This is a genomic window from Mycobacterium sp. GA-1841 (genome assembly GCF_001954135.1).
GTDB lineage: Bacteria > Actinomycetota > Actinomycetes > Mycobacteriales > Mycobacteriaceae > Mycobacterium.
The window spans coordinates 21,255-38,357 of the sequence record NZ_MBEQ01000068.1; the positions used below are offsets into that span (position 1 = coordinate 21,255).

The following is a 17,103-nucleotide window of genomic DNA, read 5'->3' on the forward strand; positions in this document are numbered from 1 at the left end:
ACCGCGATCGAGAGGAGACGCCCGCGCGATGACCGCCCCCGTCTGGATGGCCATACCCCCCGAGGTGCACTCAGCCCTGCTCAGCAGCGGCCCCGGCGCCGGCCCACTGCTGGCTGCTGCCGGAGCCTGGAGCGCGTTGAGTACCGAATATTCCTCAGCAGCAACAGAATTGACGACGCTGGTGGGGTCGGTGACGGCAAGCGCATGGGAGGGACCGAGCGCCGAGCGTTACACCGCGGCACATGGCCCCTACGTGGCCTGGCTGAGCCAGAGCAGTGCCAGCACTGCCGGAGTGGCCGCGCAGATCGAGACCGCCGCCGCGTCGTACAGCGCAGCCCTGGCGGCCATGCCGACGCCGGCCGAGTTGGCCGCGAACCGCACCACCCTCGGTGTGCTGGTGGCCACCAACTTCTTCGGCATCAACACTGTCCCGATCGCGGTGAACGAAGCCGATTACGTCCGGATGTGGATCCAGGCCGCCTCGACGATGACCGTCTACCAGAGTGCCTCCGAGGTGGCCGTGACCACCGCACCGGCGTCGACCGCGGCCCCGCTGCTTCTGGTTCCGGCTGCCGGGGAGGTCGGTTCGGCCTCGGCAATGATGATGCAGTCCGCGGCCGGAGCCCGGGCCACCGAGTCGGGGCTCGCGCTGAGCAACCCGTTCAAAGACTGGATCGAAGCAAATGATCCCATCGGGAACTGGCTGGCCGGGCAATCGGAGCATTTCTACGGAATGTACGACCAACTCCGGGAATTCATTCTCGAGCCATGGCGGATCCCCCAGGTTCTCGCCGAGATCATCGCCGATCCCTCGTTGCTGTTCAGCACGTACATGAACGTCTTCTTCCTCGGCGCCTACTCGGCAGTCTTCGCCATCTTGGGGACCCCGCTCTACGCCGCGGTGACCGCAGCGGTATCCCCCGCCATGCTCGGGCTGCTCGGCATCGTCGGGCTGGCGCAGAGCTACGACATCCCGATCGATGCGCCCGCCGACGAGATCGCCACGCCGGCCGAGCATCCCGCAGGGGCCGCGATGCCGGCCTCACCGGCACCGTCGGCACCCGCGAGCGCACCGACGTCGCCGGCACCGACGCCGGCCACGCCCGCCCCCGTGTCGGCGCCCGCCCCGATCGCCGGCGGGGCCGAGGCCGCCATGTATGCGGTGGGCGGCGGCGGTCCCGGATTCGGCTTCGGCCCGACCATGCGCCACGCTGCCACCGCCCAGGCCTCGGACTCCGTGGGGGCATCCGCGGCGGCCGCCGCCACGGCCGCGGCGTCCAATCGGCGACGGGCGCAGGCACGCAAGCGACGTGGCGGCACAGTCAAGGATCGTGGCTATCGCTACGAGTTCATGACCGCCGGCGGCGACACCGAGACGCCGCCACCGCCGGAGACCGTCACCACCAGCGCGTCGGCCAGCGGATCCGGGAATCTGGGATTCAGCGGCACCGCAGTGAAGGCCACGGCCGGCGGACCAGCCGGGCTGACCACGCTGGCCGATGACACCTACGGCACCGGTGCGGCCCTGCCGATGATGCCGGGGAGCTGGCAACCCGACGGCGTGGATGACACCGGCTCCGAAAAGGACGCTTAACCGAACTATGTTGGGGCTATGAGCAATTCGTGAGAATTGCGGTGCGCGGTCCGTGCCGGCGAGCCGTCGGCACCCCGGTATGCCGATACTGGGAGCCCGAGGAGGAGGGAGCACCGCATGACCGGCGACACCGCACCGCAAGCTGACACCTGGGACAGCACGCTTCCGCACTTCTCCACTGTCGAAAAGCACGGCCGGATCACCGTGCCCGTCACCCATCCGTCGGAAACACTGCGTTTCTTCGCCGTGCTCACGTTCATCCTGTGGATACCGATCGCCGTCGGCGCAGCATTCTGGATTCACGGCATGCAGACCCGCGAACCGTCGACGTGGTTGGGCATCGCCGCGATCGTCGGTTCGTTTCTTCCTGCCATCCTCGGCGGCATCGTCTCCGACGAGGCCCGCGATACCTTCGGCCAGCGCAGTACCGGCCACCGGGTGGCCCTGATCCCGGCATTGACCGGCATCGCGGTCGGATTGCTCGGGGCCGCACTGTGGTTCAGAGACTTCAGTGCCGGTGTGATGGCGACGCTCAGTGTCGTGTTCGCTTTTGGGGCAGCAATCGTCACCTTCGCCGCGTGGCAAGGCATCCGCTACACCCGGCGGCGGCAGCGCCGGCTGGCATCGCTGCGACGGCACGGTGTGCGTTCGCCCGGCGAGCTGCGCAACGTGAAATTCCTGAAGCGCTGGACCGCAGACGACCCTCAGTTCACCGTCACCATCGCCTTCGACGCCCCGACCGGACGCCGAGTGGTGGCCGCGAACATGGTCGCCCACCATTCCCGAGTTCCGCTGGCAGGGTCAGCCGTCGTCGTGTTCAGCGCACCCCATGACGCGGGCGACGACGTCTTGATCGAACTCGACCCCGCCGAACCGCCCAAGTACGACCGTGACCCCAGCGGTCAGTACCGTAAGCCGACCGGCAGCTAGACCGCGCGGCGGGCCAGCTCCCGCAACACCAGATCCGTTGCCTCCCAATCCATGCACTTGTCGGTGACCGACTGGCCGTAGGTGAGCGGGCGCGCTTCGGGAGACTGCGCGCCGGCGATCAAGAAGCTCTCCAACATCACACCGCTGATCGGCAGGCCGTCGCGCACCAGCTGCGCCACCTCGGCGGCCACCGAGGCCTGGCGGACATGATCCTTGCCGGAATTGGCATGGCTGCAATCGATCACGATCCGACCGGGCAGCCCGGCGCCGGTCAACTTCGCGGCGGCGTCGGATACCGAGTCGGCACCGTAATTCGGCCCGTCAGTACCGCCGCGCAGGATCACGTGGCAGTCCTCGTTACCCGCGGTGCTCACCACGGCTCCCCGGCCCATGTCATCCATGCCGAAGAAGACATGTTGGGCGGCAGCGGCTTTCACGCCGTCGACCGCGACCTGAACGTTGCCGTCGGTGCCGTTCTTGAAGCCGACCGGCATCGACAACCCCGACGCCAGCTGACGATGCACCTGCGACTCGGTGGTCCGGGCCCCGATCGCACCCCAGGCGACCGCGTCGGCGATGTATTGGGGGCTGGTCGGCTCCAGGAACTCGCAGCCGACCGGCAGGCCGATGTCGATGATGTCGAGCAGGAGTTGGCGGGCCACCCGGAGGCCACGCGCGACATCGTAGGTACCGTCCATACCCGGGTCGTTGATCAGGCCCTTCCAACCGATCGTGGTGCGCGGCTTCTCGAAGTACACCCGCATCACGATCTTGAGCTGGTCTTTGAGGGCGTCGGCCAGCTTCACCAGGCGCGACGCGTACTCCAGCGCAGCGGCGGGATCATGTACCGAACAGGGTCCGACCACGACCAGCAACCGGTCGTCGCGGCCGGCCAGGATGTCGGCGATCTCATCGCGGTCGCGGGCCACGCGTTCGGCCCGGCGCTCGCCGAGCGGGAACTCGGTCAGCACGTCGTGCGGGCTGGGGATCGCGCTGAAGCTGCGGACCCGTCGGTCTGATGTGGCGGGGGCGTTGGCGATCTGCGCCAAGTTCATTGTCAGGTGCCTTCCTGGTGGTGGGCACCTGCGAGAGTTCCGGCGCCCTGTAACGACGAAAGGCAGCGACCGATGGTCACTGCCTGGGCTCCGGGTGGATGCGTGCTTAGTGCTGCGCTTTATCGGCTCCGCCCGGAGCCTTGATAAAGCGCCAATAGCCGGCACACACACCGATAGTCACGTCGGCCAGGCTACACCACTGCGGCCCGCGGACCACAACCGGCGCGTTCACAAGCATGGTTTGTGGCCGCAACCTACGATCCTGGCATGCCGCTGAGCGCCCGGATGCCAGAGCTGGCAGCGTTCGAAGTGCTGCTGGCGATCGCCCGCACCGGCAGCCTCGGAGCTGCGGGACGTGAGCTCGGATTGACCCAGCAGGCGGTGTCCTCGCGACTCGCCTCCATCGAAGCTCAGACGGGGGTGCGGCTGGTTCAGCGCGGACCCCGCGGATCACGGCTGACCGCGGCCGGTGCGGTGGTCGCCGAGTGGGCGGATCAGTTGGTCGACGTGGCACACCGGGTGGACTCCGGATTGGCGGCGATGCGCAGTGAGAGCCACAGCCGTATCGCCGTCGCCGCCAGTCTGACGATCGCCGAGCAACTCATGCCGCGCTGGCTGGTGTCGCTGCAGGCCGAGGCGGCGCGCGCCGGTGCCACCGTGCCTCAGGTCATCCTCACCGCGGCCAACAGTGACCAGGTGATCGCCGCGGTGCGCGACGGCTCGGCCGATCTGGGGTTCATCGAATCTCCCGGTCTGCCACGAGGACTGCACAGCCGAGTGATCACGCACGACGAGCTGGTGACCGTGGTGCGGCCCGATCACCCCTGGGCGCGACGGTCTGCTTCGGTCACCGCCGCTCAACTCAACGACACCGCACTGGTCTCCCGCGAACCGGGCTCCGGCACACGGGAAGCCCTCAGCACCGCCCTGCGCGCGGCGTTGGGCCCCTCGAGTCGGCAAGCCGAGCCGGCCATCGAATTGTCGTCGGCGGCCGCGATGCGCGCCGCGGTGCTGGCCGGTGCCGGGCCCGCCGTGATGAGCCGACTGGCCGTCGACGACGACCTCACCCTGGGCCGGTTGACCGAAGTGCCCGTGGCCGGACTGGATCTGCGCCGCCAACTGCGTGCCATCTGGTCAGGCGGGCGGACTCCGCCGGCCGGGGCAGTACGTAACCTGCTCGCTCACATCGCCTCGGCGCGGTGAGATCAGCCGCGCAACAGCCGGCCGGATCGCAACCCGCGAGCGGTGTTGGTCGCCACCGTCGCCCACGCTCCCAACAGCAGCACATACAACGCCACGGCGAGCCACGAGATCACCATCGCGCCAGTGGCCGCACCGAGCGCGGACGCCCCCGTCACGCAGGTACCGACCGGGAAGGTGAAGCTCCACCAGGTGAGGCTGAACCTCAACCCGCGGCGGGCGCCGTGCACCGTCAGCGCCGCCGCCAGGCAGAACACAAACGCCCCGAAACCTGCCATCACCAGCCCGTACACGATGCCGAAGGCGTGCAGAGCCGAAACCGCGGCAGGATCGTCGAGCACCGCGCCGGCATGGGCGCCGAGCAGGTTGGCCGCGGTGATCGACTGCCCCACCACGCCGAGCACGATCCACACCGTGGGAATCGCCTGCACCTGGCTGAACCCGCCGTGCATGAGCCGCGAATACACCATCGTGGTGGTGATCAGACCGGCCAGCAGGCTCAACCCGAACATCGCATAACACGCCACCAGCAGCGTCATCCCGGCCTGCCCTGGGCCGAGGTGTGACAACAGCAGCGCGCCGGTCGAGGCCGAGACCATGGGCGAGACCACCGGCATCATCCAGGCCGGCACCGCCGCGATGTCGCTGTGATCCGCACGGGTGATCATCGCGAACGGAAGCCACAGGCTGACAACCAATCCCAACAGCGTGCCGGCGGTCCACAGACCCACGTCGAGCGCCAGGGCGACGGACTCACCGAACATCGCCGGCCCGAGCAACAACGCACCTGCGCCGACGGTGAGCAGCGCCATCGCCGGGGCGCCGTAGAACTGACCCATCACCTCATGTGCCGCATAGGCTTTCGCATGTTCGCGATGATGGATCCAGTGGGCCGCGAATGCGACGGTCAAGATCACCAACACGGTGCCGGCGAGAATCCAGACCGCCGTGGCGAATTCAGGCAGACCAGGCACGCGCAACGGCAGGGTCGTCGCGGCGGTCGCGACGATCCCGGTGCCCATGACCGAGGCGAACCAGTTCGGCGTGATGTGGCGCAATACCGAACCGGCACTGTCCGACTCGGCCACCAGCGCGGTGTGGAACGGTCTCTGGGCTGTGTAGGCGGCGGTGTAGGCGGTCACACCGTCAAGCGTGGTGGTTGTGACCGCTCAGCGGTAGCCACCACAACGTTGTGGGCTCACAAGGACGTCTTGTGGGTCAGACGTAGCGGTTACGGCCCGACAACGCCCCCGCCACCATCTGCACGAGGTAAACGACCAACGCCATCGCCCACGGTGCGGTCCAACTACCCGTCAGCTCGTGCAGCAGACCGAACAGGAACGGGCCCACGCCGGCCAGCAGGTATCCGAAACCCTGCGCCATACCGGACAACTGCGCGGTGTCCTCGGCATTGCGCGCCCGTAGCGCGATCACGGTCAGCGCCATCGAGAACACGCTCATCCCGATACCGACGAACAGACTCCACAGCAGCGGCGCCGCGCCGGGATCGACGAGCAGGCCGATCATCCCGACGATCCCGATCAGGCCGAGTCCGACGATCCAGCCGCTCTGGTGCTTCTGCTTGGCCGCCAACGGCGGGATGATCAGGCTGATCGGAACGGCCAGGATCGACACCAGCCCGACCAGCAGACCCGCGTCGGTCTTGCTGACTCCGTTGTCGATGAAGACCTCGGGCAGCCAGCCCATCACGATGTACGCCAGGAAGGACTGGCAGCCGAAGAACAGCGTGACCGTCCAGGCCAGCGGGTTGCGCAGCAGCGAGCGGCGGGCCGCGCCCGCCGATTCCGCGGCGCGGGCCGAGCTGATCCCGCGCGCTCCCACGAGCCAGAAGAGCAGCGCGATGACGGCCACGACTGCCCACGAGCCCAACGCCCCGCGCCAGCCGCCGAGCAGCGGTTCCAGCGGTGGTGTGACCGCGGACCCCAGTGCCCCGCCGCCCTGCAGCGCCGCGGTGTACACACCGGTCATCAGACCGATCTGGGCCGGGAACGAACCCTTGATCACCACCGGGATGAGGACGTTGACCAACGCGATACCGGCGGTGGCCACCAAGGTTCCGCCGATCACCACATAGGGGCCGTCGACCACCCGGATGACGAGGCCGACGCTGAGGATGACCAGCGCAATCGAGATGGCGCGCCCCAGACCGATCCGGCGGGCCAGCCATGGGGCGGCCAGACCGGCCGCGGCAAAGCACAGGCCGGGCATGGTCGTCAGCACACCGGCCCAGACCGCCGACGCACCGAGCGACTCGCGCATGTCGCCGAGGACGGGCCCGATGCTGGTGATCGCCGGGCGCAGGTTCAGCGCGGTCAAGACCACCGCGACAACCAGCAGTGCCCCACCGGCCGCCATCGCCGCCGGGCGAACCTTTACGGCGCCGTCCAGTTCGAGTTCCAGATCGTGCTCGTAACTGTTCAGCGATTCGCTGCGTAGAGGCCGGTTCACTCGGCTATGGTGCCATACATCCCATGATTGGATGAAAGGATTTTTGAGTGCCGCTCGCCACAACGCGACGCACCGGCCTGGTCGATCAGGTGATCGAGCAGCTGCGCACCCTGGTCACCACGGGTGAATGGCCGGTCGACAGCCGGATTCCCACCGAGCCCGAACTGGTCGAGGCGCTCGGCGTCGGACGCAACACCGTGCGCGAAGCCGTCCGGGCACTGGCACACAACGGCATCTTCGAAGTTCGACAAGGCGACGGCACCTACGTGCGTGCCACCAGCGAGGTATCGGCCGCCCTCCGCCGGTTGTGCGGATCCGAACTGCGCGACGTGCTCCAGGTCCGGCGCTGCCTCGAGGTGGAGGGGGCCCGCCTGGCCGCGGTCGCCCGGACCGACGACGACGTCGCCAACCTGCGCTCTCTCCTGGTGCACACCGACACCACGGATCATGTGCAGTTCACCAAGTCCGACACCGAGTTCCATCTCGCGGTCGTGCGCGCGTCGCACAACCCGGTGCTGATCGAGATCTACCGCGGGCTTCTGGAGGCGATCGCCGCCAGCGTCGCGACGACGAGCGCCGCACCCCACGGGCTCATGTTCCCGCACACCGAGCTGGTCGAGGCGATCGCCGCCGGCGACGTGGACCGCGCCGGACGCGAAGCAGCGGGCTTTCTCGACGAGATCCTGGCCCGGACACCGGTTCAGGACTGCTGAGCACGCCGGAGTTCAGAACGGCGCGTCGTCCATCCGTCCCCGGGTCAGCGGCAGCCGTAGCAACAGCCGCGCCCCGCCCAGCGGGCTCTCCAACAAAGCGGCTGTGCCGCCGTGCAATTCGGCCTGCTGCGCCACCAGTGCCAGCCCCAACCCGGACCCAGACCGCGACGCCGTGGAACCGCGCGCGAAACGCTCGAACACCCCGGCCCGCTCGGACTCGGGCACGCCGGACCCGTTGTCGTCGACCACGATCTGCACGTCGTCGGCCGAGCTCACCGCACTGAGCCGGATCTCGGTGGCACCACCATGCTTGACGGCGTTGGCGATCGCGTTGTCGATCACCAGCCGCAGCCCGGCCGGCATGCCCAGCATCAACACCGTCGGCGAGGGCATCAAGGTGGCCCGCAGCCCTGGATAGGTATGCAACGCATCGTGCGCGGCCCGGTCGAGCAACTCGGTCACATCCATCGGCACGAAATCCTCGACGGTGGTCAACTCTCCCTGCGCCAACCGCTCCAGCGCGGTCAGCGTGCCCTCGATACGACTCTGGGTGCGCATCACGTCGGCGATCACCTCCTGACGCTGCTCGGCGGTCATGTCCAGGGTCGAGAGCACCTCGAGGTTGGTCCGCATGGCCGTCAACGGAGTCCGCAACTCATGGGAGGCCACCGCGGCGAAATCGCGGGCCGATTCCAGCGCGGCCTTGGTGCGTTCCTGTTCATTGCCGATGCGCGCCAGCATGCCCTCGACCGCCTCGGCGATCTGCACCGCCTCGAGCACGCCGCGCACCTGCACCTCGTCGGGCTTGGACTGGGCGTTGATGGCGCGGGCCTGCTGGGCCAGCAGGCGGAACGGGGTGATCATCACCAGGGAGATCATCCAACCCACCACGACCGTGCTGCCGATGACGCCGGCACAGATCAACAGCACCCGCAGATGTAATTCGTCGATCCGGCGCTGCGTCTCGGCCAGCGGTGCGCCCAACGCGATCGTGGCCGGCCCCGCGGTGAACGTCCGCACCCGGTACTCGACACCGTCGATCGTGGTGTTGGCGTAGCCGTTCTCCAACTTGGGCAAGACGATGTCACTGGGCACCGAGACACTGACGCCCCCGATGTGTGCGGTACGCACCAGACCGCCGTCGTCGGGCATCGTCGTGTCCGCCGATCCCGGTTTGGCCGCGGTGAGCAGCGTGCTCACGTCACCGAGGCTGCTCAGCGAATCCAGACGCCGGTCCAGCTGGCTGTACTGGTCGTTGGTGACGCCGAGCCACACCCAGGTTCCGAGCGTGATGACCGTGACCACCACCGACAACGCAGCGACGATGACGATGGTGCGCAACGACAGCACCCTCATCACGGGCCGCAGCACGGGGCGCAGCAGTCGCAGCACGCGCTCTTCGAGACTCACCGGCGTTATCTTGCCTGATCCGCACAACGCGCCGCTGCGACACCGGCACCGCCCCGTCCCGGCCGTCAACCAATAGTTGACGATCGGGCATCGTCAACCTACGGTTGACGTATGAGCCAACCCGTCGTGATCACCAACCCCGTCCGCCTCGACGACCTCATCGGGGCGATCAAGAAAGCCCACACCGAACCCCTCGAGCAATTGATCGACGCAGTCATCGCCGCCGACGCCCTCGGCGAGATCGCCGACCACCTCATCGGACATTTCGTCGACCAGGCGCGGCGCTCGGGCGCCTCCTGGACCGATATCGGCAAGGCCATGGGCGTCACGAAACAGGCCGTCCAGAAGCGTTTCGTGCCAAAGGTTCCCGATTTCGATCCATCCACACTCGACCCGAACACCGGCTTCGGACGGTTCACCCCGCGGGCCCGCAACGTCATCGTGGTCTCCCAGAACACCGCCCACGATGCCGGCAATTCCGAGATCACCCCCGATCACCTCCTCCTGGCGCTGTTCGCCGAACCCGAGGGGTTGGCTACCAAACTCCTTGCCAGCCAAGACATCACCGCTGAATCTGCCCGAGCTGTGATCACCCTGCCACCGCCTTCCGGCGCGGTGCCGGCGCTGATCCCGTTCAACGGCGCGGCCAAGAAGGCGCTGGAACTGACCTTCCGCCAAGCGCTTCGCCTGGGGCACAACTACGTCGGCACCGAACACATCCTGCTGGCCCTGGCCGAGGCCGAAGACGAAGACGGTCCACTGCACCGACTCGGCGCCGACCTCACCCGGTTCGAGTCCGAACTCGCCGCTGCCCTGGCCCCGCTCATGGCGAAAAATCAGGAGCCATCGGGGAATGAATGAGGCGAGGCATTCGTAGAAGCAAAGGTGTTACTCAACGACGCCGCACGCGAATTGATCGGCGCAGGAGCCGACGCCACCCTGGTCACGCTGAATCCCGACGGCGGTCCACAGGTCACGCTGGTCTGGGTGGCACTGCAATCCACCCCGGCCGGTGACGAACTCGTCACCGCACACCTGGCCGAGCACAAGAAGGTCCGGAACATTCGCCGCGACCCGCGGGTCGCGGTGACCATCCTGGACCCCGGACGGGTCGGCGAGGCGATGCGTCCGTACCTCGCGATCAACGGCACCGCGCGTGTCGTCGAGGGCGGTGCGCCGGAACTTCTCGAACAGCTGGCCCAGACCTTGGCCGCACCCGGGGTTCCGTTCCCGCCAAAAGACGCCCCGCCCGGTTGGCTGACCCGCATCCGGATCGACAAGGTCGGCGGCGTCGGGCCCTGGGTGTCCTGACCAACCGGCTGTAACACGTTTCAGTCTGTGCGATCATGCCTGGCATGCCTCGCTGGTTCGCGTTCATGTTCACGGCCGTGATGGTGGCCGTTGCCACCGTCGTGGCCCCACCGGCGGCTTCGGCCGAAGGAACCCCCATCGGTCGGATCGGTGAGACGCTGCGCGTCGAGAACGACGGCGTCGTCGCCGATGTCACCGTCCACGACGTGCTCGCCAGCGACGTCCCGCCGGGCTGGGGCTGGAACGGCTCACCCCGCTGGCGCGCCCAGGGCGGCCCCTGGCGCGCCCCGGTCACGGTCACCACCATCGCGGCGCCCAACCCGTACCAGATGGCACTGGACTTCACGTTCAACGGCGTCACCCCGTACGCCGACGCCTACGTACCCAAGCACACCGATGCACCGAATCGGCTTGAGGCGGCACTGCGCAACGCGCCCCCGGGCGCCACGGTCAACGGTGACGTGTACTGGGATGTCTACCGCGCCCTGGTGACCAACGTGGTCCTGGTCGACACCCGCTCGGGCAAGCACCTGGCGCAGTGGAATCTGTGGCAGCCGGGCAGCCCGTTGCCTTGATCGAGCCGGCCACGGCGGCGGACGTCCCCGAACTTGCCGCGGTCGCGGCCGCCACGTTTCCCCTTGCCTGTCCCCCGTCGGCCACCGGCGACAACATCGCCGCGTTCATCGCCGAGACCCTCTCAGAGAAACGCTTCGCCGCGTACCTGACCGATCCCGGGCGCATCGTGCTGGTCGCACGAAGTCCGGCAATCACCGGGTACGCCATGCTCATCCACGGTGTCCCCGACGACCCCGACGTCCAGCGGGCGGTGACGCAGCGGCCCGCACTGGAATTGTCCAAGATCTATGTGCTGCCCGATCGTCACGGCCGCGGGGTCGCCACCGCCTTGATGACCGCGGCCCTGGACGCCGCAGCCGACTCCGGTGTCCGCTGCGTCTGGCTCGGCGTGAACCAGGAAAACGAACGCGCCCAGCGCTTCTACGCCAAGAGCGGATTCACGGTCAGCGGCACCAAGACGTTCCGGCTCGGCGCCGGCGTGGAGAACGACTACGTGATGGTCCGGCCGGTTTAGCCGGTCCTCTGCGCCGCAGCCGTCAGGGCCAGCAGGCGCGAAGTGGCACGCAGGTATTTCTTGCGGAAGCCACCGGCCACCATCTCCGGGCTGAAGATCGTGTCCAACTTCGTCCCCGACGCGAGCACCGGGATGCCCGCGTCGTAGAGCCGGTCGGTCAACGCCACCAGACGCAGCGCCACACTCTGATCCTCGATCGGGTGCACTCCGGTGATGAACACCTCGGTGACACCTTCGATCAACGCGTGATACCGGGACGGATGCATGGTGGCCAGGTGGGCGCACAGCGCGTCGAAGTCGTCGAGGGTTGCCCCCGCGATTCCCTCGGCCCGCTCGGCCACCTCCCCGTCGGACAGCGGCTCGGGGGCCGGCGGCAGATCGCGATGCCGGTAATCCGGTCCCTCGATGCGCACCGTGGTGAAGATCTGAGCCAGCGTGTTGATCTCCCGCAGGAAGTCCTGGGCGGCGAACCGGCCCTCACCCAACTGCTCGGGCAAGGTGTTGGAGGTGGCCGCGATCGACACGCCACGCTCCACCAGAGCCGACAGCAGCCGGGAGATCAGCGTGGTGTTGCCGGGATCGTCGAGTTCGAACTCGTCGATGCACACCACCACGTACTCCGACAGCAACTCGATGCACTCGTTGTAGCCGAACACCCCGGCCAGCTGGGTCAACTCGCCGAACGTGGCGAAGGCCGTCGGGGCTTCCCCCTGCGACAACGTGTAATAGGTCGAGGCCAACAGGTGGGTCTTGCCGACACCGAAGCCGCCGTCCAGGTACAACCCCACCCCGGGCAGCACCTCGCGCTTACCGAACAGCTTCTTCTTCCCCGCCCGGCGGAGGGCTGCCTGCTCGCAGAAAGCGCGGCACGATTGCACCGCGGCGGCCTGCGACGGCTCGGCCGGATCGGGACGGTAACTGTCGAAGCTGACCTCGGCGAATGTCGGCGGCGGGATCAGCTGTGCGACCAACCGCTCCGGCGTGACGGTGGGATGACGATCGGCGAGATGAGCGACGCCGCTGGACCCGTGCATGCAGGCAGCGTAGCCACGTGCTCCAATTCAGTTCATGTCCGATGACATCGCCGGATTCGACCTGACCGTGCTGGGAAACGTCGACACTGTCGCCGACGCACAGCTCCAGGCGTACTACGCCTACCCCGATGACCTGCAAAAATGCTGGGTGCGGGGCAACATGATCAGCAGCCTGGACGGGGGCGCCACCGAAGACGGCAAGACCGGCGGCCTGGGCAACCGGGGTGACCGCGCTGTGTTCAATCTCATGCGGCAGGCCGCCGACGTGATCCTGATGGGCGCGGCGACCGTGCGCATCGAGAACTACTCCGGGGTACAGCTTTCGGTCGCCCAACGCCAGGAGCGTCAGCGCCGCGGCCAGGCCGAGGTACCGCCGATCGCCGTCGTCACCGCGTCGGCCGACCTCGACCCACACGCCAAGTTCTTCACCCGCACCGAAGTACCGCCACTGATCCTGACCGGCAGCCGAAACGTGGTCGACGCCCGCCGCCGACTGGGCGCGGTCGCCGAGGTGATCGACGCATCGGGCGCCGACCCGACCCTGGTCGACTCCGCGGTGGCATTGCGAATCCTCGCCGAGCGCAAGCTGTTCCGAGTGCTGACCGAGGGCGGCCCGCAACTGCTCAGCACGTTGATCGAAGAGGATCTGCTCGATGAGTTGTGTCTGACCGTGGCGCCCATCCTGGTGGGCGGGGTGGCCAGGCGCATCGCCACCGGGCCGGGCCAGGCGCACACCCGACTGCGGCCGGCCCACCTGCTCACCGACGACGAGGGCTACCTGTACACGCGCTACGTGCGATGAGCATGTCGCTACTGTGGTCAGCATGCGTCATCAGCTGGTGAAAGCCCTGCGGAGGTCGGCAGTCGCGGCGCCCGTCCTGTCACTACTGCTCACCGCCTGTTCACCGCTGTTGGCCGCTGATCCGCGCTATGCCACCGACCACGGCGAGCACCCGGAGGGGCAGCCGCAGACCACCGTTGCCGCCCCGGCCGGTCCGCCCGGCATCGAAGCGCCGAAGAACGACCTGTCCTGGCGGGACTGCACTCCCCGCGTCTTCGGTGACGCCGGCGTCCAGCCGCCGCCCGACGTCACGCTCGAGTGCGCAACCTACGACGCCGATCTGGATCCGATCAGCGGGGCCACCGGCACCCTCAGCATCGGCGTGGTCCGCGCCAAATCCACACAGACGCCGGCCGATGCCGGCCCGCTCGTGATGACCACCGGATCCGACATCCCCACCTCGGTGCAGTTGCCGACGTGGTTGTCGCGCTCGGGAACCGACATCCTCAAGACCCACCCCATCGTGGCCGTGGACCGACGCGGCATCGGAATGTCCGGCGCATTGGACTGCCGCGACCTCTACGACCGTCAGGAAATGCTGGATCAGACGCAGTTCCAGGCCGGCGACGATCCGGTGGCCAACCTGGGTGCGGTCACCATGACGGCCACCACCAGTTGCACCGACACGATCGCCCCGGGCGACTCGGCCTACGACAACGCCCACGCCGCCGAGGATCTCGAGAGACTGCGCAGCACCTGGGATGTGCCCACGCTGGCGCTGCTCGGCGTCGGCAACGGCGCCCAGGTGGCGCTGGCCTACGCCGGCTCGCATCCCAACAAGGTGTCCCGGCTGGTCCTGGATTCCCCGCTGCCGCTGGGCATCGCCGCGGAGGCCGCCGCCGAGCAGCGGGTCAAGGGGCAGCAGGCCGCCCTCGACGCGTTCGCCGCGCAGTGCGTCGCCACCAACTGCCCGCTGGCACCGGACCCGAAGGCCGCCGTCGACGCCCTGTTGACCGAGGCCCGCGCCGGACGCGGCCCCGGCGGCGCGTCGGTGGCCACTCTGGCCCACGCGATCGCCACCGGAATGGGTTTCCCGCAAGGTGACCGGGTGGCCGCGACCAACAATCTGGCCGCCGCCCTGGCCGCGGCCCGGGCGGGCGACGCCGGTCCGATCTCGGCGCTGATCACCCAGAGCGACAACCTGCGCCAGTCCGACGGGCACTTCGTCAACTCCTGCAGCGACGCGCTCAACCGGCCCACCCCCGACCGGGTCCGCGAACTCGTCGTCGCCTGGGGCAAGCTCTATCCGCAGTTCGGCACCGTGGGCGCACTCGACCTGGTGAAGTGCCTCAACTGGCCCAGCGGCTCGGCACCGAAGGACCCGCACGATCTCAAGATCCCGGTGCTGCTGCTCGGTGTCCACAACGACCCGATCGTCGGCAACGAAGGCGTCGCCGCCGTCGCGGCGACCGTCATCAACGCCGGCGCCAACAACCGACGGGTGATGTGGCAGGGCATCGGTCACGGGGCGAGCATCTATACCGCCTGCGCGCTGCCGCCGGTGGCCGGCTACCTCGAAAGCGGCAACCTGCCCGAGACCGACACGTACTGTCCCGCCTGACGACGGGCCCCGACGGCGTCGGTGTACGGTTCGCTGGTGGCGGCAGCAGATTCCATCATTTCCGGCGTCCTGAACGCATTCCGTCCCCGCACCTCCCCGCCGAGCACCGCCACGGTGCTGCGCTCGGCACTGTGGCCGATCGCCATCCTGTCGATCATCCACCGCAGCTACGTGCTGTCGACCAACGGCTACATCACCGACGACTTCGGCCCGGTGTACCGCGCGGTGTCGAACTTCCGTCGGCACTGGGACATCTACAACGAGCACTTCAACTTCGTCGATCCGCACTACCTGTATCCGCCGGGCGGCACGCTGCTGCTCGCGCCCTTCGGTTTCCTGCCCGAGTTCGCCTCCCGCTTCTGGTTCGTGGCGATCAACTCGGTGGCCGTGGTCATCGCGGCCTGTCTTCTGGTACGGCTGTTCAAGTTCTCGCTGACCTCGGTGGCACTGCCGGCCCTGCTGCTGGCCATGTACTGCACCGAATCAGTCACCAACACACTGGTCTTCACCAACATCAACGGCTGCATCCTGCTGGCCGAGGTGCTGTTCTTCACCTGGCTGCTGTCGGGCAAGGTGAGCCATCAGTGGTGGGCCGGCGCGGCGATCGGACTGACCCTCGTCGTCAAACCCGTGCTGGCGGTGCTGCTCCTGCTGCCCCTGCTGAACCGGCAGTGGCGGGCATTGGTGACGGCGTTCGCCGTCCCGATCGTGTTCAACGCGGTGGCCTGGCCACTGTCATCGGACCCGATGGGCTTCGTGCGCAACACGCTGCCCTACATCATGGAGACCCGCGACTACTTCAACTCCGCCATCCTGGGCAACGGCATCTACTACGGCCTGCCGATGTGGCTGATCATCGTGCTGCGGGTCGCGATCGTGGTGCTCGCGGTGATCAGCCTGTGGCTGCTGTACCGCTACTACCGCGAACGCGATCAACTGTTCTGGATGCTGACCTCCTCGGGTGTCCTGCTGGTCACCTCGTGGCTGGTGCTCTCACTCGCCCAGGGCTACTACTCGATGATGCTGTTCCCGTTCCTGATGACGGTGGTGCTGCCGAACTCGGTGCTCCGCAACTGGCCGGCCTGGCTCGCGGTCTACGGGTTCATGACGATGGACCGCTGGCTGATGTGGCGCTGGCCGACCACCGGGCGCTTCCTCGAATACATGAAGATCACCTACGGCTGGTCGCTCTTGGTGGTGGTCGTGTTCTGCGTGCTGTACTTCCGCTACCTCGACGCCAAGTCCGACGGCAGGCTCGACGAAGGCATCGACCCGCCGTGGATGGCTCGAGCCCGAGAACCCGAATCAGCCTGAGGTGAACTGCATGATCTGACCCGCCAGCTGGGTCCTGGTCTGCATCTCCAAACCGTGCCGGGCACAGACCCGGTCGAGTTCATCGGGATTGACCAGCCGGAACGGCGAGCGGTCGAGCCGGTGGATCGCCGTGGCCACCGGGGTCCGGGTCAGGTCGTACCCGGTGAACACACCTCCGGGCCGCAACACCCGGGCGATCTCGGCGACGGCTTTCTCCCACTCCACGATGTGGTGCAGCATCAGGCAACTGACCACCGAATCGAAGGAATCGTCGGCGAACGGCAGATCGGTGGCGTCGGCTCCGCGCACCGTCACGTCCGGGTACACCTGCAGCCGCCGCGCCGCGGAGCGCACCATCGCAGGGTCGAAGTCGGTCGCGGTGATCGCCAAATCCGGATTGGCCTGCCGCAGCCGCGCCGCGATATCACCACTGCCGGAACCGATTTCGAGCACCTGACGACCCAACCGGTCAACCGGGAGGCTGCCGAGCACGGCCTGACCGGTCCCTTTCCGCCACAGCGCGGTCTTACAGAAGGCACGCTCGATCTGTGACATTGTCGGCATGGGGGCTCCTGTCGTCG

At 67.8% G+C, this 17,103-nt stretch carries 17 protein-coding genes; 11 read left to right on the top strand and 6 right to left on the bottom strand.

Annotation, left to right across the window (positions count from 1 at the left end):
- Positions 1–28: 28 nt before the first annotated feature.
- Positions 29–1,594: a PPE family protein gene (locus tag A5740_RS15630; RefSeq protein WP_076195392.1), complete on the top strand. Its 1,566-nt coding sequence runs from the start codon at positions 29–31 to the stop codon at positions 1,592–1,594.
- A 117-nt stretch (positions 1,595–1,711) separates the two neighbouring features.
- Positions 1,712–2,524: a hypothetical protein gene (locus A5740_RS15635; protein ID WP_076195393.1), complete on the top strand. Its 813-nt coding sequence runs from the start codon at positions 1,712–1,714 to the stop codon at positions 2,522–2,524.
- Here the strand turns inward: A5740_RS15635 and A5740_RS15640 are convergent.
- Positions 2,521–3,579 carry a 3-deoxy-7-phosphoheptulonate synthase gene (locus A5740_RS15640; RefSeq protein ID WP_076195394.1) on the bottom strand — a complete coding sequence of 353 codons (1,059 nt, stop codon included), beginning with the start codon at positions 3,577–3,579 and terminating at the stop codon, positions 2,521–2,523. The two genes, A5740_RS15635 and A5740_RS15640, sit on opposite strands and share 4 nt — an antisense overlap.
- 267 nt (positions 3,580–3,846) lie before the next feature.
- Between A5740_RS15640 and A5740_RS15645 the strand changes: the two genes are divergently transcribed.
- On the top strand, positions 3,847–4,782 hold the full coding sequence (locus A5740_RS15645) for a LysR family transcriptional regulator (protein ID WP_076195395.1): 936 nt from the start codon (positions 3,847–3,849) through the stop codon (positions 4,780–4,782).
- Between the two features lie 2 nt (positions 4,783–4,784).
- Here A5740_RS15645 and A5740_RS15650 read toward each other — a convergent pair whose 3' ends face one another.
- Together A5740_RS15650 and A5740_RS15655 are read right to left on the bottom strand one after the other, a co-directional pair.
- On the bottom strand, positions 4,785–5,921 hold the full coding sequence (locus A5740_RS15650; protein ID WP_076195396.1) for a TDT family transporter: 1,137 nt from the start codon (positions 5,919–5,921) through the stop codon (positions 4,785–4,787).
- Positions 5,922–5,997: 76 nt separating this feature from the next.
- Positions 5,998–7,155, bottom strand: coding sequence for an MFS transporter (locus A5740_RS15655; RefSeq protein ID WP_076195449.1), 1,158 nt, complete (start codon positions 7,153–7,155; stop codon positions 5,998–6,000).
- A gap of 140 nt (positions 7,156–7,295) precedes the next feature.
- Between A5740_RS15655 and A5740_RS15660 the strand changes: the two genes are divergently transcribed.
- On the top strand, positions 7,296–7,961 hold the full coding sequence (locus A5740_RS15660; protein ID WP_076195397.1) for a FadR/GntR family transcriptional regulator: 666 nt from the start codon (positions 7,296–7,298) through the stop codon (positions 7,959–7,961).
- 12 nt (positions 7,962–7,973) lie between these two features.
- Here the strand turns inward: A5740_RS15660 and A5740_RS15665 are convergent, their stop codons facing one another.
- Positions 7,974–9,317: a HAMP domain-containing sensor histidine kinase gene (locus tag A5740_RS15665; protein WP_076195450.1), complete on the bottom strand. Its 1,344-nt coding sequence runs from the start codon at positions 9,315–9,317 to the stop codon at positions 7,974–7,976.
- 165 nt (positions 9,318–9,482) lie between these two features.
- Here A5740_RS15665 and A5740_RS15670 point away from each other — a divergent pair, with 165 nt between their 5' ends.
- The 4 genes from A5740_RS15670 to A5740_RS15685 are packed head-to-tail and all read left to right on the top strand — an operon-like array spanning position 9,483 to position 11,772.
- The gene (locus A5740_RS15670; RefSeq protein WP_076195398.1) at positions 9,483–10,232 is read left to right on the top strand and encodes a Clp protease N-terminal domain-containing protein; all 750 of its coding nucleotides are present in this window, start codon (positions 9,483–9,485) and stop codon (positions 10,230–10,232) included.
- A 24-nt stretch (positions 10,233–10,256) separates the two neighbouring features.
- Complete coding sequence (locus A5740_RS15675; protein WP_076195399.1) at positions 10,257–10,682, top strand: PPOX class F420-dependent oxidoreductase; 426 nt, start codon at positions 10,257–10,259, stop codon at positions 10,680–10,682.
- Positions 10,683–10,726: 44 nt separating this feature from the next.
- Positions 10,727–11,257, top strand: coding sequence for a hypothetical protein (locus A5740_RS15680; protein WP_076195400.1), 531 nt, complete (start codon positions 10,727–10,729; stop codon positions 11,255–11,257).
- On the top strand, positions 11,221–11,772 hold the full coding sequence (locus A5740_RS15685; RefSeq protein WP_254849202.1) for a GNAT family N-acetyltransferase: 552 nt from the start codon (positions 11,221–11,223) through the stop codon (positions 11,770–11,772). The genes A5740_RS15680 and A5740_RS15685 overlap by 37 nt, the downstream gene beginning before the upstream one ends.
- Here the strand turns inward: A5740_RS15685 and zapE are convergent.
- Positions 11,769–12,806 carry a cell division protein ZapE gene (gene zapE, locus A5740_RS15690; protein ID WP_076195401.1) on the bottom strand — a complete coding sequence of 346 codons (1,038 nt, stop codon included), beginning with the start codon at positions 12,804–12,806 and terminating at the stop codon, positions 11,769–11,771. The two genes, A5740_RS15685 and zapE, sit on opposite strands and share 4 nt — an antisense overlap.
- Positions 12,807–12,840: 34 nt before the next feature.
- Here zapE and A5740_RS15695 point away from each other — a divergent pair, with 34 nt between their 5' ends.
- The 3 genes from A5740_RS15695 to aftC are packed head-to-tail and all read left to right on the top strand — an operon-like array spanning position 12,841 to position 16,522.
- Positions 12,841–13,608, top strand: coding sequence for a pyrimidine reductase family protein (locus A5740_RS15695; protein ID WP_076195402.1), 768 nt, complete (start codon positions 12,841–12,843; stop codon positions 13,606–13,608).
- A gap of 22 nt (positions 13,609–13,630) precedes the next feature.
- The gene (locus A5740_RS15700; protein ID WP_076195452.1) at positions 13,631–15,208 is read left to right on the top strand and encodes an alpha/beta hydrolase; all 1,578 of its coding nucleotides are present in this window, start codon (positions 13,631–13,633) and stop codon (positions 15,206–15,208) included.
- A gap of 21 nt (positions 15,209–15,229) precedes the next feature.
- Positions 15,230–16,522 carry an arabinofuranan 3-O-arabinosyltransferase gene (gene aftC, locus A5740_RS15705; protein WP_076195403.1) on the top strand — a complete coding sequence of 431 codons (1,293 nt, stop codon included), beginning with the start codon at positions 15,230–15,232 and terminating at the stop codon, positions 16,520–16,522.
- On the opposite strand, the gene A5740_RS15710 is transcribed toward aftC, so the two are convergent.
- Positions 16,514–17,086, bottom strand: a complete 573-nt coding sequence (locus A5740_RS15710) for a class I SAM-dependent methyltransferase (protein ID WP_076195404.1) — start codon at positions 17,084–17,086, stop codon at positions 16,514–16,516. The two genes, aftC and A5740_RS15710, sit on opposite strands and share 9 nt — an antisense overlap.
- Positions 17,087–17,103: the final 17 nt, after the last annotated feature.